General features: G+C 67.4%; 18 protein-coding genes and 1 pseudogene. 15 read left to right on the top strand and 4 right to left on the bottom strand.

Annotation, left to right across the window (positions count from 1 at the left end; all coding sequences use genetic code 11):
* Position 1: 1 nt before the first annotated feature.
* On the bottom strand, positions 2–1159 hold the full coding sequence (locus tag TBD_RS03275) for a D-alanyl-D-alanine carboxypeptidase family protein (RefSeq protein WP_041432304.1): 1158 nt from the start codon (positions 1157–1159) through the stop codon (positions 2–4).
* Between the two features lie 272 nt (positions 1160–1431).
* On the opposite strand from TBD_RS03275, the gene TBD_RS03270 reads away from it, so the two are divergent.
* The 12 genes and pseudogenes from TBD_RS03270 to TBD_RS03220 all read left to right on the top strand — a co-directional run bounded on the left by TBD_RS03270 (position 1432) and on the right by TBD_RS03220 (position 12261).
* Positions 1432–2742: a dicarboxylate/amino acid:cation symporter gene (locus TBD_RS03270; protein ID WP_011311158.1), complete on the top strand. Its 1311-nt coding sequence runs from the start codon at positions 1432–1434 to the stop codon at positions 2740–2742.
* A 2-nt stretch (positions 2743–2744) separates the two neighbouring features.
* Complete coding sequence (locus tag TBD_RS03265; RefSeq protein ID WP_011311157.1) at positions 2745–3758, top strand: quinone-dependent dihydroorotate dehydrogenase; 1014 nt, start codon at positions 2745–2747, stop codon at positions 3756–3758.
* Positions 3734–4672, top strand: a pseudogene (locus TBD_RS14450) (TIGR03790 family protein); the annotation flags it as partial. The gene TBD_RS03265 and the pseudogene TBD_RS14450, both read left to right, overlap by 25 nt.
* 364 nt (positions 4673–5036) lie before the next feature.
* Entirely contained in the window at positions 5037–6119 is a 1083-nt protein-coding gene (gene ald, locus TBD_RS03255; RefSeq protein ID WP_011311156.1) for an alanine dehydrogenase, read from the top strand.
* 490 nt (positions 6120–6609) lie between these two features.
* Positions 6610–8031, top strand: coding sequence for a cytochrome-c oxidase, cbb3-type subunit I (ccoN, locus tag TBD_RS03250; RefSeq protein WP_011311155.1), 1422 nt, complete (start codon positions 6610–6612; stop codon positions 8029–8031).
* An 11-nt stretch (positions 8032–8042) separates the two neighbouring features.
* A complete protein-coding gene (gene ccoO / locus TBD_RS03245; RefSeq protein ID WP_011311154.1) occupies positions 8043–8648 on the top strand; it encodes a cytochrome-c oxidase, cbb3-type subunit II in 606 nt (201 codons plus the stop codon).
* A gap of 8 nt (positions 8649–8656) precedes the next feature.
* Entirely contained in the window at positions 8657–8821 is a 165-nt protein-coding gene (locus TBD_RS03240; RefSeq protein WP_011311153.1) for a cbb3-type cytochrome oxidase subunit 3, read from the top strand.
* Positions 8818–9771 (top strand): cytochrome-c oxidase, cbb3-type subunit III, encoded by a 954-nt coding sequence (gene ccoP / locus TBD_RS03235; protein ID WP_011311152.1) that lies wholly within the window; start codon positions 8818–8820, stop codon positions 9769–9771. Before TBD_RS03240 ends, ccoP begins: the two co-directional genes overlap by 4 nt.
* A gap of 89 nt (positions 9772–9860) precedes the next feature.
* Positions 9861–11273 carry a cytochrome c oxidase accessory protein CcoG gene (ccoG, locus tag TBD_RS03230; protein WP_041432295.1) on the top strand — a complete coding sequence of 471 codons (1413 nt, stop codon included), beginning with the start codon at positions 9861–9863 and terminating at the stop codon, positions 11271–11273.
* A gap of 4 nt (positions 11274–11277) precedes the next feature.
* The gene (locus TBD_RS03225; protein WP_011311150.1) at positions 11278–11805 is read left to right on the top strand and encodes a FixH family protein; all 528 of its coding nucleotides are present in this window, start codon (positions 11278–11280) and stop codon (positions 11803–11805) included.
* A 1-nt stretch (position 11806) separates the two neighbouring features.
* The gene (locus TBD_RS14445) at positions 11807–11941 is read left to right on the top strand and encodes a DUF3149 domain-containing protein (RefSeq protein ID WP_081429989.1); all 135 of its coding nucleotides are present in this window, start codon (positions 11807–11809) and stop codon (positions 11939–11941) included.
* A complete protein-coding gene (locus TBD_RS03220) occupies positions 11938–12261 on the top strand; it encodes a hypothetical protein (RefSeq protein ID WP_238376490.1) in 324 nt (107 codons plus the stop codon). The genes TBD_RS14445 and TBD_RS03220 overlap by 4 nt, the downstream gene beginning before the upstream one ends.
* A gap of 3 nt (positions 12262–12264) precedes the next feature.
* Here TBD_RS03220 and TBD_RS03215 read toward each other — a convergent pair whose 3' ends face one another.
* Positions 12265–13818 carry a GGDEF domain-containing protein gene (locus TBD_RS03215; protein WP_238376489.1) on the bottom strand — a complete coding sequence of 518 codons (1554 nt, stop codon included), beginning with the start codon at positions 13816–13818 and terminating at the stop codon, positions 12265–12267.
* A 175-nt stretch (positions 13819–13993) separates the two neighbouring features.
* Positions 13994–15364 carry an oxygen-independent coproporphyrinogen III oxidase gene (gene hemN / locus TBD_RS03210; protein WP_011311147.1) on the bottom strand — a complete coding sequence of 457 codons (1371 nt, stop codon included), beginning with the start codon at positions 15362–15364 and terminating at the stop codon, positions 13994–13996.
* A 145-nt stretch (positions 15365–15509) separates the two neighbouring features.
* Here hemN and TBD_RS03205 point away from each other — a divergent pair, with 145 nt between their 5' ends.
* From TBD_RS03205 to TBD_RS03195, 3 genes are read left to right on the top strand one after another with little or no spacing between them, the layout of a single operon-like run.
* Positions 15510–16316, top strand: coding sequence for an outer membrane lipoprotein-sorting protein (locus tag TBD_RS03205; RefSeq protein ID WP_011311146.1), 807 nt, complete (start codon positions 15510–15512; stop codon positions 16314–16316).
* Positions 16313–17761 (top strand): DUF1302 family protein, encoded by a 1449-nt coding sequence (locus TBD_RS03200; RefSeq protein ID WP_011311145.1) that lies wholly within the window; start codon positions 16313–16315, stop codon positions 17759–17761. Before TBD_RS03205 ends, TBD_RS03200 begins: the two co-directional genes overlap by 4 nt.
* A gap of 13 nt (positions 17762–17774) precedes the next feature.
* A complete protein-coding gene (locus tag TBD_RS03195) occupies positions 17775–20066 on the top strand; it encodes an efflux RND transporter permease subunit (protein ID WP_011311144.1) in 2292 nt (763 codons plus the stop codon).
* Here TBD_RS03195 and TBD_RS03190 read toward each other — a convergent pair.
* On the bottom strand, positions 20047–20607 hold the full coding sequence (locus TBD_RS03190; RefSeq protein ID WP_011311143.1) for a hypothetical protein: 561 nt from the start codon (positions 20605–20607) through the stop codon (positions 20047–20049). The two genes, TBD_RS03195 and TBD_RS03190, sit on opposite strands and share 20 nt — an antisense overlap.
* Positions 20608–20612 lie beyond the last annotated feature (5 nt).

Below are 20612 nucleotides of genomic sequence, written 5' to 3'. Positions count from 1 at the left end.
TTCAGCCGAACAGCCCCTTGAAGAACAGCCGGATGCTGTCCCAGATCCGGCGGAAGAAGCCACCCTCCTCGACCGTTTCCAGCGCGACGAGCGGCGCCTGCTTGACGACCTTGCCGTCGCCGCCGACAAGTTCGACGCGCCCGAGCGGCGCGCCCGCCTTGACGGGCGCGACCAGCGGGTCGCTCGTCACCACGGTGCGCGTCTTGAATTCGCCGCTCGTGCGCTTGGGCAGCACCGCCGCGAAGTCCGCCGCGACCCCGGCCTTGAGCGTGCGCGCGGCGCCTTTCCACACCTCGACGGTCTGCACCGCCTGACCTTTCTTGAAGAAGGTCTTGCTGTCGAAGAAGTTGAAGCCGTAGGCGAGCAGTTTCGCGGTTTCGGTCGCGCGCGCGGCTTCGCTTTCCGTGCCGAACACGGCGGCGATCATGCGCTGGCCGTCGCGCTGGCTCGACGCGACGAGGCAATAACCGGCTTCCTCGGTGTGGCCGGTCTTCAGGCCGTCGACCGACGGGTCACGCCACAGCAGCAGATTGCGGTTCGGCTGCTTGATACCGTTCCAGACGAATTCCTTTTCGGCGTAGAGGCCGTAGTGCGCGGGGTCCTCGATGATGATCGCGCGCGCAAGCTTGGCCATGTCGAGCGCGCTCGAGTAATGGCCTTCGGCCGGCCAGCCCGTGGCGTTGACGAAATGCGTGTCGGCGAGGCCCAGCCGCTTCGCTTCCTGATTCATGAGCGCGGCGAAGGTATCCTCGCCGCCCGCCAGATGCTCGGCGAGCGCGATGCTCGCGTCGTTGCCCGACTGCACGATGATGCCGCGCAGCAGATCGTGCACCGCGACCTGGTTGCCGACGCGGACGAACATTTTCGAGCCGCCCATGCGCCAGGCTTTTTCGCTGATCGTGACGAGGTCGTTCTCCTTGATGCGGCCGCGCTGGAGTTCGAGCGCGGCGACGTGCGAGGTCATGAGCTTGGTCAGGCTCGCCGGCGGCAGGCGCTCGCGTCCACGATGATCGACGAGGACGCTGCCGCTCGCGGCATCCATCAACACCCAGGATTTGGCCGCGAGTTCAGGGGGCGGGGGAACGACCGCTGCGGCGGCGGCGGCGGCGAGGGGGACGAACAGCAGAAAAACGGCGGCAAGGCGTGAGGTCAGGGACATTGGCTCGGTCGCGACAGGGCTGGAAATTAAAGCGGGAAATCTTACCCGCATTTGCGGACGCCGCGGACGCGAACTCGCATCGGCTGTCCGCAGCTGCAAGGGCCGTGCGGATCGACGCGCCTTCACATGGGGCGCGAGCGGTCCGACCGCAGTATCGGGCGGGGGGGCGTCGGGGGGTGAGCCTCGGCCAGGAGGGCCAGCGGTTGCCGCGCGCCCTGCGAGGCGGCCGCCGCGCCGCTGATACAATTCCAGGGCCCGACTCTAGGCGCGCCATGATCCCGAACCCGACCTCCACGCTCACCCGACGCATCGTGATCGCCATGCTGGCGGGCATCGCGCTGGGCAGCACGCTGAATCAGTTCGGCCCGCCGGCCTGGGCGCAGCTCTATCTGCTCGACGGCATACTCGGCGTCGTCGGCGCGCTCTTCGTCGCTGCGCTCAAGATGATGGTCGTTCCGCTCGTCTTCGTGTCGCTGGTCGTCGGCGTCACGGCGCTGTCCGACCTGCGCACGCTCGGTCGCGTCGGCGCCAAGGCGCTGACGCTCTACCTCGTGACCACGGCGCTCGCGGTAACGATCGCGCTCGCGCTCGCCGCAGCAGTCGCGCCGGGCGGCGGATTCAACGCCGGCAGGACCGATGCGAGCTTCAGCGGCAAGCCGGCGCCGCCGCTGACCGAAATGCTGATCGGCCTCGTGCCGACCAACCCGATCGCCGCGATGGCCGAAGGCAACATGCTGCAGATCATCGTCTTCGCGCTGCTGTTCGGCGTCGCGGTGACGATGTCGGGCGCACGCGGCACGCATGTGCTCAAGCTCTTCAACGATCTCGACGCCGTGATCATGCACATGGTCGAGTGGATCATGCGGCTCGCGCCCTACGGCGTCTTCGCGCTGATCACGCGCACGTTCGCGACGCAGGGGCTCGACGTTCTGTTGCCGCTGGCGTCCTATTTCCTCACGCTGACGGCCGCGCTCGCGATCCAGCTGTTCGTGAGCTACCCGCTGCTGCTGCGCCTGCTCGCCTCGCTCAACCCGATCACCTTTCTGAAGAAGATGCGCGACCCGGCGGCGTTCGCCTTCTCGACCGCGAGTTCCGGCGCGACGATCCCGGTCACGCTGCGCACGGTCGAATACAAGATGGGCGTGCCGAACAGCATCGGTGCGTTCACGGTGCCGCTCGGCGCGACGATCAACATGGACGGCACGGCGATGATGCAGGGCGTCGCGACCGTCTTCATCGCCAACGTCTACGGCGTAGACCTCGCGTTCGGCGACTACCTGCTGGTCGTGCTGACGGCGACGCTCGCCTCGGTCGGCACCGCGGCGATTCCCGCGGTCGGCCTCGTCACGCTGGCGATGGTGCTCGGCCAGGTCGGGCTGCCGGTCGAGGGCATCGCGCTCATCCTCGGCGTCGACCGCCTGCTCGACATGATGCGCACGACCGTCAACGTCACGGGCGACTGCGCGGTGAGCTGCATCGTCGCGCAGAGCGAGCGCACGCTCGACCGTGCAATATTCGACGACCCGGCCGCGGGTTCGGTCACCGCCGCGACCCGCCGTCCCTCTCCTTCCGCCCCCGCCTGAACATGCTTTATTCGCTGATCCGCCCCGCCCTCTTTTCGCTCGACGCCGAAGACGCCCACGGCCTGACGCTCACCGGCCTCGACGTGGCACAGCGCCTCGGCCTTGTCGGTCTGCAGCCGCGAGCCACCGGCAAACCGGTGCAGGTCATGGGAATCGACTTTCCCAATGCGGTCGGTCTCGCGGCGGGGCTGGACAAGGACGGCGCCCATCTGAAGGGCCTCGCGGCGCTCGGATTCGGCTTTCTCGAAATCGGCACGGTCACCCCGCGTCCGCAGCCCGGGAATCCGAAACCGCGGCTCTTCCGGCTCCCCGCGGCCGAGGGCATCATCAACCGCATGGGCTTCAACAACCTCGGCGTCGACAACCTCGTGCGCAACGTCGTCGCGAGTGGCTACACCGGCGTGCTCGGCATCAACATCGGCAAGAACAAGGACACGCCGAACGAGCGCGCGGCCGACGACTATCTCGCCTGCCTCGACAAGGTCTACGCGCACGCGCGCTACGTCACCGTCAACATCTCGTCGCCAAACACGCAGAACCTGCGTGAGCTTCAGCAGGACGAGGCGCTCGATGCACTGCTCTCGGCGATCAAGCTTCGCCAGTCCGAGCTCGCGCAGCAGCATGGCCGCTACGTGCCGATCGCGCTGAAAATCGCGCCCGACCTCGACGAGGCGCAGATCGCCGCAATCGCCGCGCTGCTGATGCGCCACGGCATCGACGCCGTGATCGCGACCAACACGACGATCGCACGCGACGCCGTCGCCGGACTGCCAAACGCGAACGAGAGCGGCGGCCTCTCCGGCGCGCCGGTGCGCGAGGCCTCGACCCGCGTCGTGCGCACGCTCGCGCAACACCTCGGCGGTGCGCTGCCGATCATCGGCGTCGGCGGCATCCTCTCCGGCGACGACGCGCGCGCCAAGATCGCCGCCGGCGCCTCGCTCGTGCAACTCTATTCGGGACTGATCTATCGCGGTCCGGGGCTCGTGCGCGAATGCGTCGAAAGGCTCGCGCAGTGATCGTCCGCCTGCTCGCCGGCGTCGCGGCGCTGCTGCTGCACGCGGCGGCCCTCGCGATGCCGCCGCAGCCCATCATCACGCATGTCGACCAGCCGGCGCTGAGCGCCGGGCAGCTCGGCGTCATCGTCAACGACGACGATCCCGACAGCGTCGCGGTCGCCGAATACTATCGGCAGAAACGCGGTATTCCCGCGGCCAACCTGATCCACGTTCGCTTCCCACCGGGACACGACACGCTCTCGCGCGAAGCTTTCGCCGCACTCAAGCGCGCGGTCGACGCGGCGACGCCGGCAGAGGTCCAGGCCTACGCGCTGACCTGGGCGCGACCTTTCCGCGTCGACTGCATGTCGGTCACCGCGGCCTTCGCCTTCGGCTTCGACCCTGCCTACTGCGCGAGCGGCTGCAAGCCGACGCGACGCAACCCCTACTTCAACAGCAGTGCCGACCGCCCCTTCGAGACCTACCGCATACGGCCGACCATGAGCCTCGCCGGCGCACGCGTGGCGGACGCCAAGCGCCTGATCGACCGCGGCGTCACAGCCGACGGCAGCAACCCCGACGGCACGGCCTATCTTGTCAGCACGCCCGACAAGATGCGCAACGTGCGCGCATCGGGTTACGCCGCGCTGCGCTCGCACCTGCGCCCGGTCTTCGCGACCGAGATCGTCGAGACGCGCGGTATCGAAGACAAGCCCGACGTGATGTTCTACTTCACCGGCACGACCCACGTCCCCGCGCTCGACAGCAACACCTTCCTGCCGGGGGCGGTCGCCGACCACCTCACCTCGGCCGGCGGCGAGCTCTTCGGTAGCGGACAGATGAGCGTGCTGCGCTGGCTCGAGGCCGGCGCCACCGGCAGCTACGGCGCGGTGCAGGAGCCGTGCAACTTCCCCGGCAAGTTTCCGGTGCCGGCGCTCGTCATGAGCCATTACCTGCAGGGCGAAACGCTGATCGAGGCCTATTGGAAGAGCGTGCAGATGCCCGGGCAGGGCCTCTTCGTCGGCGATCCGCTCGCGCGCCCGTTCTCCGGCGTCAAGGTCGACGCGCGCGACGGGGGCGTCACGCTGTCCGCGCGCCTGTTCGCCCCCGGCGTCTACGCGCTGCAGGCGGCACCCTCGATGATGGGGCCCTACCGCAGCATCGCCCGCCTGCAGGTCGCACCGGGTACGCGCCAGATCCGGCTCAGCCGGATGGCACCCGCGTATTACCGCGTCGAACGCGCCGGGCCGCGCCGCGCGTCCCGTAGTCGAGCCGCAAACCGAGAGCCAGGAGGACCCCATGCACATAGGCATCCCGAAGGAAATCAAGGACCACGAATACCGCGTCGCGCTCACCCCCGAAGGCGCGCGTTCGCTCGTCGATGCCGGCCATGCGGTGAGCGTCGAGAGCCACGCCGGCGCCGCGGTCGGCTTCGGCGACGACGCCTACCGCGCCGCGGGTGCGACCGTCGTGCCGGATGCAGCCGGCGTGTGGGCGGCCGAGCTCGTCGTCAAGGTCAAGGAACCGCAGCCGCAAGAGACACAGCGGCTCCGGGCGGGGCAGCTGCTTTTCTGCTATCTGCACCTCGCGGCAGCGCCCTCGCTCGCGCGCGAACTCATGACGCGCGGCGTCAGCGCGATCGCCTACGAAACCGTCGTCGGCCCCGCGGGCGGCCTGCCGCTGTTGCAGCCGATGTCCGACATCGCGGGCCGGCTCGCCCCGCAGATGGGCGCGCTCGGGCTGCACAGCTCGCACGGCGGCAACGGCAAGCTGATCAGCGGCCTGCCCGGCGTCGCGCCGGCCCACGTCCTCGTCATCGGCGCCGGCGTCGTCGGCATGGCAGCGGTGCGCACAGCGATCGGCCTCGGTGCACGCGTCACCCTCATCGACCGCCTGCGCGACAAGCTCGCGCAGGCCGAAACCCTGTTCGGCGCGCGCGTCGAGACGCGCTTTTCGTCGCCCGACGCGATCGCCGAATGCGTCGAGCAGGCCGACATCGTGATCGGCGCGGCGCAGATCCCGGGGCGCCACGCGCCCCGCCTGATCAGCCTCGACCTGCTGCGCCGCATGGGCGCCGGCAGCGTGCTCGTCGACGTCGCGATCGACCAGGGCGGCATCGCCGAAACCTCGCGCCCGACCACCCACAGCGACCCTTTCTTCACGGCCGAAGGCGTCGTCCATTACTGCGTCACCAACATGCCCGGTGCCGTCGCCCGCACCGCAACCGAAGCGCTGACCCACGCGACGCTGCCCTACGTTGAGGCACTCGCCGCGCAAGGCCTCGAAGCGCTCGCCGCCGACCCCGGACTGCACGCCGGGCTGCACGTCCACGCCGGCAAGATCATGCACGCCGGGCTCGCACTCGATCTCAACTTCGACTGAGCGGCCGGCCAAGGCTTCGAATTCTTTCCCCCGCCCGGGGAAGCCCCGGCAGTGCGTCGGCCGGACTTGCCGGTCCGACGGGGCGCCTCGTTCCACGCTTCCTTGATCCGGCTCGCTGCCCCCACGCCCTCCGGTTTCCGCCGCACGCTTCCTCCTCTCCGCACTCGGGTCCACCCACTGCTTGCGTCCGCGCGACACGTTGGCGCGGGCTGACGACCCAATGCATCCGAACGTGCTTGCCAGCATCGGCGTACCCGCAACAGCGTGAGGCCAGCCGACAGTTTTGACGGCGCAACTACCACGTTTCGCGCAACCGCGTCGCATCCCGGTCGCGTTTCGAATCCCCTATGCCGTAAAAACAACGCTGCCGACGGGGACTTCTTGACACACCCGACTAACGAGATATATTTATCCACATATGCGTAAATCATTATTGGATTCGCATGTACTAAACCAGTAATACAGTTATCAATCACGGGAGGCGTGTGGAATGGAAGCGGCAACCTACAACTACAAAGTGGTCCGCCAGTTCGCCATCATGACGGTGGTGTGGGGGATCGTCGGCATGTTGGTGGGGGTGATCATCGCCTCGCAACTGATCTGGCCCGACCTGACGTTCGGCATCGAATGGCTTTCCTACGGGCGTCTGCGGCCGCTGCATACGAACGCGGTGATCTTCGCCTTCGGCGGCTCGGCGATGTTCGCCGTGTCCTACTACATCGTCCAGCGCACCTGCCAGGTGCGACTTTGGGCCGAGAAGCTCGCGGCCTTCACGTTCTGGGGCTGGATGGCGGTGATCGTGCTGGCGGCGATCTCGCTGCCGATGGGCTACACGAGTTCGAAGGAATACGCCGAGCTCGAGTGGCCGATCGATCTCCTGATCGCCGCCGTCTGGGTGTCCTACGCGCTGGTGTTCTTCGGCACCATCGTCAAGCGCAAGACGAAACATATCTACGTCTCGAACTGGTTCTTCGGCGCCTACATTCTCGTGATCGCGCTGCTGCACATCGTCAACAGCGCCGAGCTGCCGGTGACCTTGACCAAGTCCTACTCGGCCTACGCCGGCGTACAGGACGCGATGGTGCAGTGGTGGTACGGGCACAACGCGGTCGGCTTCTTCTTGACCACCGCCTTCCTCGGCATGATGTACTACTTCATTCCGAAGCAGGCCGGGCGGCCGATCTACTCGTATCGGCTTTCAGTGGTTCACTTCTGGTCGCTCAACTTCATCTACATGTGGGCCGGCCCGCACCATCTGCAATACACAGCGCTGCCCGACTGGGCGCAGTCGCTCGGCATGGTGTTTTCGCTGATGCTGCTCGCGCCGTCGTGGGGCGGCATGATGAACGGGATCATGACGCTGTCGGGCGCATGGCACAAACTGCGCACCGACCCGATCCTCAAGTTCATGGTCACTGCGCTGTCGTTCTACGGCATGTCGACCTTCGAAGGGCCGATGATGTCGATCAAGACCGTCAACGCGCTCTCGCACTACACCGAATGGACCGTCGGCCACGTGCACTCGGGCGCGCTCGGCTGGGTCGCGATGATCACGATCGGCTCGATGTACTACCTGATCCCGCGGCTCTTCGGCCGTGATTCGATGGCGAGCATACGGCTGATCGAGTGGCACTTCTGGCTGTCGACGATCGGCGTCGTGCTCTACATCGCGTCGATGTGGATCGCCGGTGTCGCGCAGGGCCTGATGTGGCGCGCGGCGAACGCCGACGGCACGCTGGCGTACAGCTTCGCCCAGGTCGTCAACACGATGTATCCCTTCTACGGCATCCGTCTGCTCGGCGGCGCGATGTTCCTCTCGGGCATGCTGATGATGGCGTACAACGTCTGGCAGACCGTCCGCGTCGGCCGCGTCGTCAACGACGCCCCGATCCCGCAAGCCGTCCACGCCTAAGGAGACCGACCATGATTTCGCATGAAAGCATTGAAAAGAACCTCGGTCTGCTGATCGTGCTGACCATCCTGATCGTCAGCGTCGGCGGCCTGGTGCAGATCGTTCCGCTGTTCTTCCAGACGTCGACGACGACGGCGGTCGCGGGCCTCAAGCCCTACACCCCGCTTCAACTCTCGGGGCGCGACATCTACATCCGCGAGGGCTGCGTCGGCTGCCACTCGCAGATGGTGCGCCCGTTCCGCGCCGAGACCGAGCGCTACGGCCATTATTCGGTGGCCGGCGAGTTCGTCTACGACCGTCCCTTCCTCTGGGGTTCGAAGCGCACGGGGCCGGATCTGCAGCGCGTCGGCGGACGCTATTCCGACGCCTGGCACGTCGCCCACCTGATGAACCCGCGCGACGTCGTACCCGAGTCGAACATGCCGGCCTACCCTTGGCTCGACCGCCCGCTCGACGCGTCGGCGATCCAGACCAAGATGCGCCGGCTCAATCTGGTCGGCCACGGCTACACGGACAAGGAGATCGCCGAGGCGCCGGCCGCGCTCGAAGGCAAGACCGAACTCGAGGCCGTGATCGCCTACCTGCAGGTGCTCGGCACCCACGCGCCGAAGAACTGAGAACACCCATGGACAGCGGCTTCATCAGCGGCATCGTCACGGTGATCTTCATCGTGGTGTTCATCGGTATCGTCTGGTGGGCTTTCAGCAAGGGCAACAAGCCGCGTTTCGACGACGCCGGCCGCCTGCCCTTCGAGGAAGACGACGCCCCCAAAAACGGAGACAAGAAATGAGCGATTTCACCAGCGGCTTCTGGCCGATCTACATCAGCGTGCTCACCCTGGCGAGCATCGTCGGCACCTGGATCTTTCTCAAGAAGCAGACCACGCGGCGGCTCGCGCCCGGCGAGAAGGCCGAACTCATGGAGCACACCTGGGACGGCGACCTGCAGGACTTCAACAACCCCTTACCGCGCTGGTGGCTCGGGCTGTTCTACGGCACGATGATCTTCGCGCTGGTCTACCTCGCGCTGTGGCCGGGCCTCGGCAACTTCGCCGGCCTCCTGAAGTGGACCTCGCTCGGCGAATACGAGGCCGAGGTCAAGGCGGCCGAGGCGAAATTCGGCCCCGTCTACGCCGGCTTCATGAAGCAGGACATCGCCACGGTCGCCGCCGACCCGGATGCGCGCGCGATCGGCAAGCATCTGTTCCTGACCTACTGCTCGCAGTGTCATGGCTCGGACGCGGCCGGTGCCCGGGGCTTTCCCAACCTGACCGACTCCGACTGGCTGTATGGCGGCGACCCCGACACGATCAAGGCGACGCTGACCGACGGCCGCTCGGGCGTGATGCCGGCGCTCGGCGCGGCGCTCGGACCGCAAGGCACGCGCGAAGTCGCGAACTACGTGCTCTCGCTCTCCGGACGCAAGCATGACGCCGCGCTCGCGGCCGCCGGCAAGCCCAAGTTCGAGCAGAACTGCGCCGCCTGCCACACGCCTGCAGGCACCGGCATGCAGGCGCTCGGCGCGCCCAATCTGACCGACAAGGTATGGCTGTACGGTGGCAGCGAGGCGACGATCATCGAGACCATCACCAAGGGACGCAACGGCGTGATGCCGGCGATGACGCAGACGCTGGGCACGACCTCGAACCGCGACGCCAAGCTGCACCTGCTCGCGGCCTATGTGTACGGCCTGTCGCGGCAGGACGGCGCCGCGGCACCACAGGGGTCGACCGCGGAGTGACCGACGGCTCGCCGGGGCATGCCCGGCGGGCCGCGTGAGCGCATCGCGCGGTGCGCTCACGCGGCTCAGAACCCGACACTGGAACCCCATTGACCGACGACAAGCAGACGGCCCCCGAGGCCCCGATCGAGCAGCAGCTCTACGCGATCCGGCAAAAAATCCAGCCGCGCGCCGTGCACGGCGTGTTCGCCAACTGGCGCATCGCGCTCGTGCTGCTGACCCAGGCGGTGTACTACGGCCTGCCCTGGCTGCGCTGGGACGATCGGCAGGCCGTGCTGTTCGATCTTGCCGCGCGCAAGTTCTACATCTTCGGCCTCGTGTTCTGGCCGCAGGATTTCGTTTATCTGACGGCCATCCTGATCCTCTCCGCGCTCGCGCTGTTTCTGTTCACCGCGGTCGCGGGACGGCTGTGGTGCGGCTACGCCTGCCCGCAAACCGTCTACACCGAAATCTTCATGTGGGTCGAGAACTGGCTCGAGGGCGACCACGTCGCGCGCCGCAAGCTCGACAAGTCGCCGTGGAACGCGACCAAGCTCAGAAAACGCGGCCTCAAGCACGTCGTCTGGATCGCGATCGCGCTGTGGACCGGTTTCACCTTCGTCGGCTATTTCACGCCGATCCAGACGCTCGCCACCGAGGTCCTGAACGCTGCACTGACGCCCTGGCAAACCTTCTGGATCCTGTTCTACGCCTTCGCCACCTGGGGCAATGCCGGCTTCATGCGCGAACAGGTGTGCAAGTACATGTGTCCCTACGCGCGCTTCCAGAGCGTGATGTTCGATTCCGACACGCTGACCGTGACCTACGACAACTCGATCGGCGAGCCGCGCGGACCGCGCAGCAGGAAGACCGATTACAAGGCGGCCGGGCTCGGCACCTGCGTCGACTGCGGCGTCTGCGTCCAGGTCTGCCCGACCGGCATCGACATCCGCAACGGCCTGCAGTACGAATGCATCGGCTGTGCGGCGTGCATCGACGGTTGCGACCAGATCATGGACAAGATGGGCTACCCGCGCGGGCTGATCCGCTACACGACGGAAAACGTCGTCAAGGGTAAATACCCCGACGCCGGCATCCTTCGCCACGTGCTGCGCCCGCGCACGGTCATCTACAGCGTGCTGCTGTTGGCGAGCGCCGGGGCCTTCGTCTTCAGCCTCGCGACCCGGGTGCCGCTGCGCGTCGACGTCGTGCGCGACCGCGTCGCGCTGTCGAAGGAAACCGACGAGGGACTGATCGAGAACGTCTATCGCCTGCAGATCATCAACAAGGACGGCGCGCCGCACCGCTACACGATCGGCGCGACGGGCATCAAAGGCCTCGAGGTCGCGACGGCGACCCGCCAGATCGTGGCCGCGCCGCTGCAGACGATCGACGTGCCGGTCAGCCTGATCGCCGACCCGACCGAATTGCAAGGCCGCTCGATCGAGGTCAGCTTCGTCGTCCAGGCGACCGACGACCCCCGCATCAGGGCCGCAGTCGAGACCAAATTCTTCAACCGGTGAGCGCATGAACCGTCCGAGCGATCCTCCGAGCAAACCCTGGTACCGCGAGCCCTGGCCGTGGTTTCTGATCAGCCTGCCGGCTGCCGCCGTCGTCGGAGGGATCGCGACCGTGTGGATCGCGGCGACCAACGCCGACGGCCTCGTGGTGGGCGACTATTACAAGGCCGGCCTCGCGATCAACCAGGTGCTTGCGCGCGACGAAGAGGCGCGCAGGCTCGACCTCCGCGCGACGCTGCAAACCGAGGACGGAAGCCTCGCACTGAGCCTCGGCGGACGGCTCGCGATGCATCCCGAACGGCTCACGCTCGTGCTCGCGCACCCGACCCGTGCCGGTATGGATCAGACGCTGGTCTTGCACCACGCCGGGGCCGGCCGCTACCGCACCGCCCTGCCCGCCCTGCCGGCCGGCAAATGGCACGCGCAGCTCAGCGACGACACCAGGGCGTGGCGCCTGTCGGGGGTGGTCTACAGCCCTTTCACCCGTCCGGCCGATCTCGGCGCGGGCGTCACATCCACTGCACAGGGAGACTAAGATGGAAGCTGCACTGAACCTGCTGTTGACGAGTCCGATCGGACTCTTGAGCCTGTTCACGATCGTGTTCATCATCGGGATGGGCTTTTTCATGTCGGCCTGGGTCAAGTGCAGGATGAACGACCCCAAGGAATGAACGTCGCCAGCGGAGGACCCGCGATGATGCAGCGCCTGATCCATATTCTCTGGCCGTCCTTCCTCGTCGCCGGGGTCGCCGACATCGTCTTCACGACCCTGTTCGACCCACTGAACCTCGTCTACGACGGCGAAGCGCTCTTCGACGACCGCATCGGGGCCTACACGTTCGGCTTCTTCGTGTTCTGGCTGCTCGGCATCGCGTCGAGCGCGACGACCTGCTACTTCCAGCGCAGCGCCGACGAGATCAATCGTTGTCCACTGCCGCCGCCCGACCGGCCCGAAGGCTGTCCCAAGCGCGACACCGGCGGCTGTTGTTGACGCTCAGCCCATGAACGGCCCAGCGCTCGGCAGGGTTTCGGGCGCACCCGCCGCCGGCGCGACACACACGCGGTCGCGTCCCTGGTGCTTCGCCGCGTAGAGCGCGCGGTCCGCCTGGCGCAGCAGGCCGTCGAGATCTTCCGATCCGGCCAGCCCGGCGACACCCGCACTGAGCGTGATCGGCACTGGGTAGTGGGTGCGACTCGTCTCTGCGACCAACGCGCGCACACGGTCGGCGGTCTGCACGGCGTCACCGAGGCCCTGCCCCGGCAGCATCAGGATGAACTCCTCGCCGCCGAGCCGCGCGAAAATGTCGCCGGCACGAAGGTTCCCGCTGACCGTGCTCGTCAGCGCCTTCAAGGTCTGGTCCCCGGCCTCGTGGCCGAAGCGGTCGTTGACCGTCTTGAAGAAATCGATGTCGAACATGATCACCGACAGCGGCAGGCCTTGGCGTCTGGCACGGCTGATTTCGGCCTTGGCCTGCTCGACGAAATGACGGCGGTTGCTGATCCCCGTCAGCGAGTCGACCGAGGCCAGCGCCTTGAGACGACGGTTCGCGACCTCGAGCGCTTCGGTCCGTGTGCGCACCCGCGTTTCGAGTTCGCGATTGACTCGATCGAGCGCATCGTGCGTCATGCGCAATTCGGTCTCCCGTGACTGCAGGCGCGCGTTCCGGTCGCGCAGCTCCTGCAGGAGCGCCGCCAGCGCGAGTGCCGGCAGGCTCAGCACTACAAGATATTCCTGCAACAACAGCACCGTGGCCTCGGGCGCCGCCAGCGCAAGGGGGCCGCGATCGGTGAGCGTCGCGGGGATCGCGATGCCGGCGAGCAGCAGTGCGACGCTGGCCGTGCCCCACACGCCGAAGCGCGCCGCCGCCCAGAGCGCGAACGGCAGCAGCAGGAAGGCGCGCCGCGGAAAGGCCGCTTCGACATGGGCGGCGGACGGGTAAAAAACCCATAGCGAGAACAGCAGGGTGAGGCCGAACAAGGCGGTCGCTTCGAAAGACCGGCGCTCGCCGGGCCGACTCCGGGGCTGCAGCCAGCCCAGCGCGAGCGGCGCGACCAGAAGCATGCCCAGTCCGTCTCCGAACCACCATATCCGCCAGTAGGTCCAGAACGCGGTCGTCGCCTGCCCTGTCAGCGAATAGATCGCGGCGCCGAGCAAGGCGGCGAGGCCGCAGGCGATGACCAAGACGTAGCCACCGAAAGCGATGACGTGGCGCAGGCTCTCGAGCCTGAACGGCCGCGCGAGGCGCTCGAGCAGGAGCGCGGCGAGCAGGCATTCGACGACGTTGACAGCGGCGAAACCGAGCGCTTGGAGGAGGGTGAAAGTCGGAAGGTCGGCCGCGATTTCGGCGAGCACCGCGGCGGCGAGATGCAGCGGCCAGTGGTGCCGTGCCGTCGAGAGCAGCACGACCAGCAGGATGCCGTTCGGCAGCCAGAAAATGGCGATGCCTTCCGACATCGCGGAGGCGGCGACGCCGAGCACCGCGCCCAGGTAATACGCGAGCCCGGTCGCGAGCGGAAGCAACAGCATGTGCCGCAGCGACTGACTCACGCAGCCGTCGGCTCGAGGTGGGCGCGACGAGGCGACCGATCGCCTGCGGCGATCCTTTCGGTGGGCATTTTGCCGTCCTCCGCTCGTTATGCAGCCACTATCGCGAAGCGGCAGCTGCTTTGTCAACCGGAGCGGAGATCAGGGATGCGCGACGCCGGACACGCCGGCGGGCGGTTCAGGCCGTGCGGGAATAGCGCGGCCGCTCACCGGCCGCCTCCTTGAGGTAGCGGTCGAAGCACATGCCGATGTTGCGCAGGAAAAGGCGGCCCGTCGCGGTGACGCTGATCCGGTCCGCCGCGATGTCGACCAGACCGTCGTCGGCCAGCGGGCGTAGCTGGACCAGGGCGTCGGCGAAGTAGTCGCCGAAGCTGACGTCCCATTCCTTCCCAAAGGCGGCGAAATCGAGTTCGAGGTCGCACATCACGCGCGTGATCGCGTCGCGACGGACCTGGTCGTCGCGCGTGAGCCTCAGCCCGCGCTCGACCGCGAAGCCGTTCGCAGCCGCGCGATCCTGGTAGCGCTTGAGATTCTTGTCGTTCTGCATGTAGACATCGTCGGTCTGGCTGATGCTCGATACGCCGAAGGCCAGGATGTCGCAGTCCTTGTGCGTCGTGTAGCCCTGGAAATTCCGCCACAGCGTCTTGTTCTGCTGCGCGCGCACGAGCTCGTCCTCGGGCCGCGCGAAATGGTCGAGTCCGATATTGACGTAGCCGGCCGCGGCGAGCGCGTCGTTCACGGCCTGCTGCAGGCCGAGCCGTGTGGCGGCGTCGGGAAGGTCGGCCTCGTTGATCAGGTTCTGGTGCTTCTTGATCCAAGGCACGTGCGCATAGGCGAAGACCGCGAGGCGGTCGGGCGCCCAGTTCGTGACGCGCTCAAGCGTGCGGCTGAAGCTCTCGACGGTCTGTTTCGGAAGGCCGACGATCAGGTCGAGGTTGATGCTCGAAAAACCGAGTTCGCGCGCCCAGTCGAGCACCTGGCGGATGAGGAATTCGGACTGGATGCGGTTGACCGCCTGCTGCACGTCGGAGTCCATGTCCTGCACGCCGAACGACAGTCGATTGAAGCCGGTCTCGCGCAAGGCCGCCAGATGCTCGTAGGTCAGTTCGCGCGGATCGACCTCGCAGCTGATCTCGGCGTCGGGCGCAATCGTGAAATTGCGCTGCATCATCGCCATCAGGCGGCGGATGTCGTCGGGGTTGAGGTAGGTCGGCGTGCCGCCGCCCCAGTGCAGCTGGCGCACGACCCGGCCCGGGTCGACCAGGGCGGCCGTGCGCTCCATTTCGCGCTCGATCGCGGCAAGATAGGGAACGGTCTTGCTGTAGTCCCGCGTCGCGACCATGTTGCAGCCGCAGTAGTAGCAGAGCGAGTCGCAGAACGGCACGTGCGCGTACAGCGACAAGGCGCGATCGCTGCGCGCGCGCGCGAGCGCCTCGCGCCAGTCGGTCTCGCCGAAGCCGGTGTGGAAATAGGGCGCGGTCGGGTAGGACGTATAACGCGGCCCGGGCACGCTGTATTTCTGGAGCAATTCGAGGGGGGTCGACGACATCAAAGCGCCCTATAACAGATGGCAATATCTTTTTTATCATAGACGCGCGCCGAAATCCAGCCGTCGCCGTCGGCCCGCGTTTTTTGGGTTAAAGTTCAAAGCTGCCCGCCCGCCCAGTATTGCGCTGCCGTTCCGGAACCCGCCCATGTCACGTGCCGTCCTGATCTCACTCGCCCGTTTTCTTGTGCTCGCGCTGGTCTGCGTCGGAGGCGCCCGTGCGGACGAGGCGTCCGCGCTGGCGCAACGGGTCTACGACCGGCCGAACGGGCGCGACCTCACGACGCTCGGCCGCATGGTGCTGAGCGAAAAGGGACGCGCACCGCGCATCCGCGAGATGGTGACCTATCGGCTCGACAAGTCGGGCGGCGAGACCGCGAACCTGATCCGCTTCGTCGATCCCCAGGACATCGCCGGGACAGGCCTGCTCAGCATCGACAAGGCCGACGGCGGCACCGACCAGTGGCTCTACCTGCCTGCGCTCGACCGGGTGCGCCGCATCTCGAGCGAGCGCAAGGGCGGGCGCTTCGTCGGATCCGACCTCTATTTCGAAGACCTGCAGGAGCGCAAGCCCTCGCGCGACCGGCATCGCGTGCTCGGCCGGCAGAGCGAAAACGGCATCCTCTGCGACGTGCTCGAGAGCGTGCCGCGCGACGCCGACGATTCGGTCTACAGCAAGCGCATCAGCTGGATCGATCCGGCGACCGCGATCCCGCAACGCATCGACTATTTCGAGAAGGGCGCCGAGCAGCCGGCCAAACGCTGGCTGCTGCGCGGCAAGCAGCGCAACCAGGGCTACTGGACGCTGACCGACAGCCGCATGATCGACCTCGAAAGCGGCCACCAGACGCGCATGGTCGTCGACGCCGCGCTCTACGATCAGAAACTTCCGGCCAAACTCTTCACTTCGCAAGCCCTCTCCGACGAAAGCCTGGAATCGGAATACCGCCCATGAAAAACCTGCTGCTGCCCTTGAGCCTCGCGCTCGCCGCCCTGCCCGCCCTCGCGTCGACCGCCGCCCATGCCGCCGACGAATTGCCGCCCCCCCGTTCCGAGATCGAGGACCCGGTCGACGACCTCCCCCCGCCGCGTGCGACGACGCGCACGCCGGCCGCCGCCCCACCCGCGGCCGAAGCCCCGGCGGACGTGGCGGACGAACTGCCGCCGCCGACGACACGAAGCCGCAGGACGGCCGCCCGCGGCTTCCAGCCGACGCTCAAGGCCGGCGTCGACGACCTGCTGCTCGAGACCGGCGTGCTGCCCGACGCGCCCGAAGCCGACAGCTATACGACCCTGCGCACGGCCGCCTACCTGCTCTGGCAGCCGAGCCGCAACTGGGAGTTGCGCGCCGGTGCCCGCGTCGACGGCATGAAGCAGGCCGGCGGCAGCGCCGATCACGACGAACTCCTGGCCGATTACGCCGACACCTACGTACGCTATCGCAACGGCGACACGCGCTTGACGCTCGGCGCGCAAACGATCGTCTGGGGCCGCGTCGACGAGGTTCCGCTCGCCGACCGCGTGAGCCGCGTCGACCTCACCCGTTTCATGCTCGACGAGTTGCCCGACCGTCGGCGCGCGCAACTCGCCGCGCGCTGGGAGCAGAGCTTCGGCGACACCAAGCTCGACGCGGTCTGGTTGCCGGTCTTCCGCGCGGCACAATTACCCGATCCGGCGAGCGTGTGGAGCCCGATCAACCGCACCACCCGCCAGATCGTCGGCATCGACCCGGCGCTCACGCCCTGGCTCGGCGACGCACGCATCGAGGAAGACGAGCACGGCAGCGGCGGCGGCGCCCTGCGCCTGAGCCAGGCGGGCGGGCCGGTCGACTTCGGCGTGACGCTCGCCCGCACCCGCCAGTCGCTGCCCTATTACCGGCTCGACCTCGCGAACCTCTCGCTCACCGCGATCCACCCCTTCAACACCTTCGTCGGCGCCGACCTCGAGTTTGTGCGCGGCGGGCTGACCTGGCGCACCGAACTCGGCTACACCGACGACGTGCCGGTCACCTTACCGAGCACGGTCATGGACAAGACGCAGTCGCTCGACTGGGTCGGCGCGGTCGAGTTCTTCCCCGGCGGCGGCGACACGCGCGTCAACCTGCAACTCGTCGCCCACGCCCTACAGACCGACAAGACCGTTCTCGAACTCGACGAGTACTACGGCGCGAACGGCGAGATCGAGACGAGCTTCGGCCAGGGCCGCTGGAAGGCCGGCCTGCGCTTCGCGAGCGGCTTCAACGTCGAGGACGTCTACCTGAGCCCGCGCCTCAGCTACGTCGGCTGGGAACCGCACGAACTCTACGTCGCGGCGCACTATTTCGACGGCGAAGCGCGCACGCTGGGCGGCTTCCACGAGGACCATTCGCTGATCTCGCTGGGCGTGCGTACGCGCTTCTGAGCGCCGCGCGCCTATGCAGACGCTCAAGGCATTGGCGAGCGGCAGCCGGGTTCCCTTGCTGCCGCCCTGGGTGGCGCTGGCCCTGCTGCTCGGCATCCTGCTCGCGTCGATCCCCTTCGTCCTCAAGCTGCATTTCAACAACGCGCCGGACATCTATTCCCCGCCCGATTCGCCGACCATCGCGTTGCGCGAATCGCTGTTCCGCGAATTTCCCAACGACGAAGCCGTCATCGCGCTATTCGAGGGCGATGCGCTCTACACCCCGGCCTTTCTCGCCGCGCTCGACCGCGCGGCGCGGACGATGGCGCGGCATCCGGCCGTCGACCGTGTCCTCACGCTGACGACGGTCGAGCACGTCGACGCGAGCGACGACGGCTTCGCGGTCTCGCCGCTGGTCGACGCCGACGCGCTCGACACGCGCACGCCGGCCCAATGGAAAGCACGGGTGCTCGGCGACGCCTTCGCGCCGGGGCTGATCGCGTCGCGCGACGGGCGCGCCGTCGCCCTCGTCGTGCGGCCGAAAATCCTCAAGGAAAGCCTCGCCCGCCGCGACATCGCCGTGGCGCTCGAGGCCGCGATCGCGGCGGAGAAGCTCGCGCCCTACCAGACGGCGACCGCGGGTACGGTCGCGCAGACGGTCGAGGAGTTGCGCTCGATCTGGCGCGACAGTGCAGTCTTCATCCCGCTCACCATCGTGATCGGTCTCGCGCTGATGGGATGGGTCGTCGGCCGCGTGCGGCCGGTCATCGTCGGGGGACTCGCGATGGCCACCGTCGTCTGCGCCAGCGTCGCCGGGCTCGTCATCACGGGCCAGCCCTACACGCCGATCACGGCAATGATTCCGACGCTGATGGCGGCCTACACCACGGCGACGCTGCTGCATTTCTACGCCGCGGTCCAGCGTGCGCGCATCGCGCTTCTGCCGCGCCCCAAGCGCATCGCGCGCGCCCTCAAGGACACCTTCACCCCCGGTCTCTTCAACGTGCTGACGACCGGGGCGGGGCTGCTCAGTCTGCTGTGGGTCGACATTCCCCCGGTGCAGGCCTTCGGCCTGGCGGGCGCGGTCGGCACGCTGATGGTGTTCCTGGTCGTGTTCGTCCTGGTGCCGCCGATCCTGCTCAAGTGGGACACGCCGCGCTGGCCGCGCCGGCGCTCGGGCCTCGCGCACGCCCGGCGCATCGCCGCGGCGGTCGCGGTATTCAGCCTGCGCCACGCGGGCGCGGTGCTGGCGACGACAGCGGTACTCGTGGTGGCGACGATCCCGCTGGTCATGCAGGTCAAGGTCGAGTCCAACATCATCGAATTCTTCGCCCCCGAGCACCGCATCAGCCGCAGCACGAGCCGCGTCGAAGACCGGCTTTCCGGCGTGACAGGCCTCGAAATCGTGCTGACCGGCGCCACGCGCGACAGCCTCAAGGACCCGGCGACGCTGGCCCGCATCAAGGCGCTGCAGACCTGGGCGACGCAACAACCGGAGGTCGACCGCGCCTTTTCGCTGGTCGACGTGCTCGAGGAAATGAACCGCGCGTTCCACGACGAGGATCTGGGTGGGAACGCCCTGCCCGACAACCGGCGGCTGGTCGAGCAACTCCTGCTGATCTATGACGGCGAGGATTTGTACGAACTCGTCAACCGCGAGTTCCAGCGCGGCCGCATCACGCTCAGTCTCAACGTCCACGGCGCCAACGAAATCAGCCAGGTGATCGAGCGCGTGCGTCAACGCGTCGCCGCGCAGCCGATTCCGGGCGTCGCCGTCGAACTCGCGGGCTACGGGCGGCTCTTCTCGGATCAGGAGGACCGCATCGTCGACGGCCAGGTCAAGAGCTTCTCCTCGGCCTTCCTGCAAATCCTGGTGCTACTGACGCTGCTCTTCCGTTCCTTCCGCGGCGCACTGATCTGTCTCGTCCCCAATCTCGCCCCGCTCTTCTTCATCTTCGTCGTCATGGGCGCCTTCGGCATCTGGCTAGACGTGGCCACGGTGTTGATCGCAGGCGTCATTCTCGGCATCACGGTCGACGACACGATCCACCTCTATCACGGCTATCTGCACCGCATCCGCCGCGGCGTCAGCCCGGTCTTCGCGATCATCCGCAGCGTCGAGAGCTCGGGGCGCGCGGTCGTCGCGATCTCGGTCGTCCTGATCGCGCAGTTCAGCCTGCTGGGAACCTCAGATTTTCGGCCCACCGCGCATTTCGGCGTGCTCTGCGCGGTGGGCCTGTTCGCGGGCCAGGTCTTCGAGCTGCTGCTGATGCCTGCGCTGCTCGGCCTGCGCGTGCCGCGGCGGGCTAAGGCACGGTCAGCCTGATCGGGCGGAACTCGTCGCGGAAGAGCGCGATCTCGTCGCCCGAGGCGAACTCCCAGCCCTCGAAGTGGCCGAAGTCGACGCGTGAGCGCGGCTCGAGGTCGAGTTGGAAGCGCTTGGCCTGCGCGAGCGTCGGGTTGCGCGCGCTCAGCATGACGGTCAGGTAGCGGTCACTCGTGTTCTCGAGCACCGCGACCAGTCCCTTGCCGAGCATCGACGAGCGGAACCCGACCACGACCGGCAGCGCCGGCTTGACCGCGATCCCGGCCTGGTAGTCGCTCTCCTTGTACGCGAGCTGCGCCTTGAGCTGTTCGATTTCGCGCACGCTCTCGGTCAGCTTGTTGCGTGTCTCGATCAGATAGCGCTCGGTCTGCTGCCGCGTCTCGACCTCCTTCGACAGGCGCCGCTTGACGTCGCCGAGGTCGACGTTGAGCATGAACGCGTACAACACCAGACCGCCCGCCAGCAGCGCGAGGACGACATTGATCGCGATCGAGGCGATCAGTGCGCGTCGCTTGGGCGGGCGGGGGGCGGGAGGCGTCATCGCCG

It is taken from the genome of Thiobacillus denitrificans ATCC 25259 (genome assembly GCF_000012745.1).
Lineage (GTDB): Bacteria > Pseudomonadota > Gammaproteobacteria > Burkholderiales > Thiobacillaceae > Thiobacillus > Thiobacillus denitrificans_B.
This window is presented reverse-complemented; position numbering and strand designations above follow the sequence as displayed.

Excerpts from the sequence above, each read along its gene's own strand:
- TBD_RS03225 (WP_011311150.1), top strand. The coding sequence starts at position 11,278 with ATGAACCGTCCGAGCGATCCTCCGAGCAAACCCTGGTACCGCGAGCCC.
- TBD_RS03190 (WP_011311143.1), bottom strand. The coding sequence starts at position 20,607 with ATGACGCCTCCCGCCCCCCGCCCGCCCAAGCGACGCGCACTGATCGCC.
- ccoP (WP_011311152.1), top strand. The coding sequence starts at position 8,818 with ATGAGCGATTTCACCAGCGGCTTCTGGCCGATCTACATCAGCGTGCTC.
- TBD_RS03200 (WP_011311145.1), top strand. The coding sequence starts at position 16,313 with ATGAAAAACCTGCTGCTGCCCTTGAGCCTCGCGCTCGCCGCCCTGCCC.
- TBD_RS03275 (WP_041432304.1), bottom strand. The coding sequence starts at position 1,159 with ATGTCCCTGACCTCACGCCTTGCCGCCGTTTTTCTGCTGTTCGTCCCC.
- TBD_RS03270 (WP_011311158.1), top strand. The coding sequence starts at position 1,432 with ATGATCCCGAACCCGACCTCCACGCTCACCCGACGCATCGTGATCGCC.
- TBD_RS03265 (WP_011311157.1), top strand. The coding sequence starts at position 2,745 with ATGCTTTATTCGCTGATCCGCCCCGCCCTCTTTTCGCTCGACGCCGAA.
- TBD_RS03205 (WP_011311146.1), top strand. The coding sequence starts at position 15,510 with ATGTCACGTGCCGTCCTGATCTCACTCGCCCGTTTTCTTGTGCTCGCG.
- TBD_RS03220 (WP_238376490.1), top strand. The coding sequence starts at position 11,938 with ATGAACGTCGCCAGCGGAGGACCCGCGATGATGCAGCGCCTGATCCAT.
- ccoN (WP_011311155.1), top strand. The coding sequence starts at position 6,610 with ATGGAAGCGGCAACCTACAACTACAAAGTGGTCCGCCAGTTCGCCATC.
- ccoO (WP_011311154.1), top strand. The coding sequence starts at position 8,043 with ATGATTTCGCATGAAAGCATTGAAAAGAACCTCGGTCTGCTGATCGTG.
- ald (WP_011311156.1), top strand. The coding sequence starts at position 5,037 with ATGCACATAGGCATCCCGAAGGAAATCAAGGACCACGAATACCGCGTC.
- hemN (WP_011311147.1), bottom strand. The coding sequence starts at position 15,364 with ATGTCGTCGACCCCCCTCGAATTGCTCCAGAAATACAGCGTGCCCGGG.
- TBD_RS03240 (WP_011311153.1), top strand. The coding sequence starts at position 8,657 with ATGGACAGCGGCTTCATCAGCGGCATCGTCACGGTGATCTTCATCGTG.
- TBD_RS14445 (WP_081429989.1), top strand. The coding sequence starts at position 11,807 with ATGGAAGCTGCACTGAACCTGCTGTTGACGAGTCCGATCGGACTCTTG.
- TBD_RS03195 (WP_011311144.1), top strand. The coding sequence starts at position 17,775 with ATGCAGACGCTCAAGGCATTGGCGAGCGGCAGCCGGGTTCCCTTGCTG.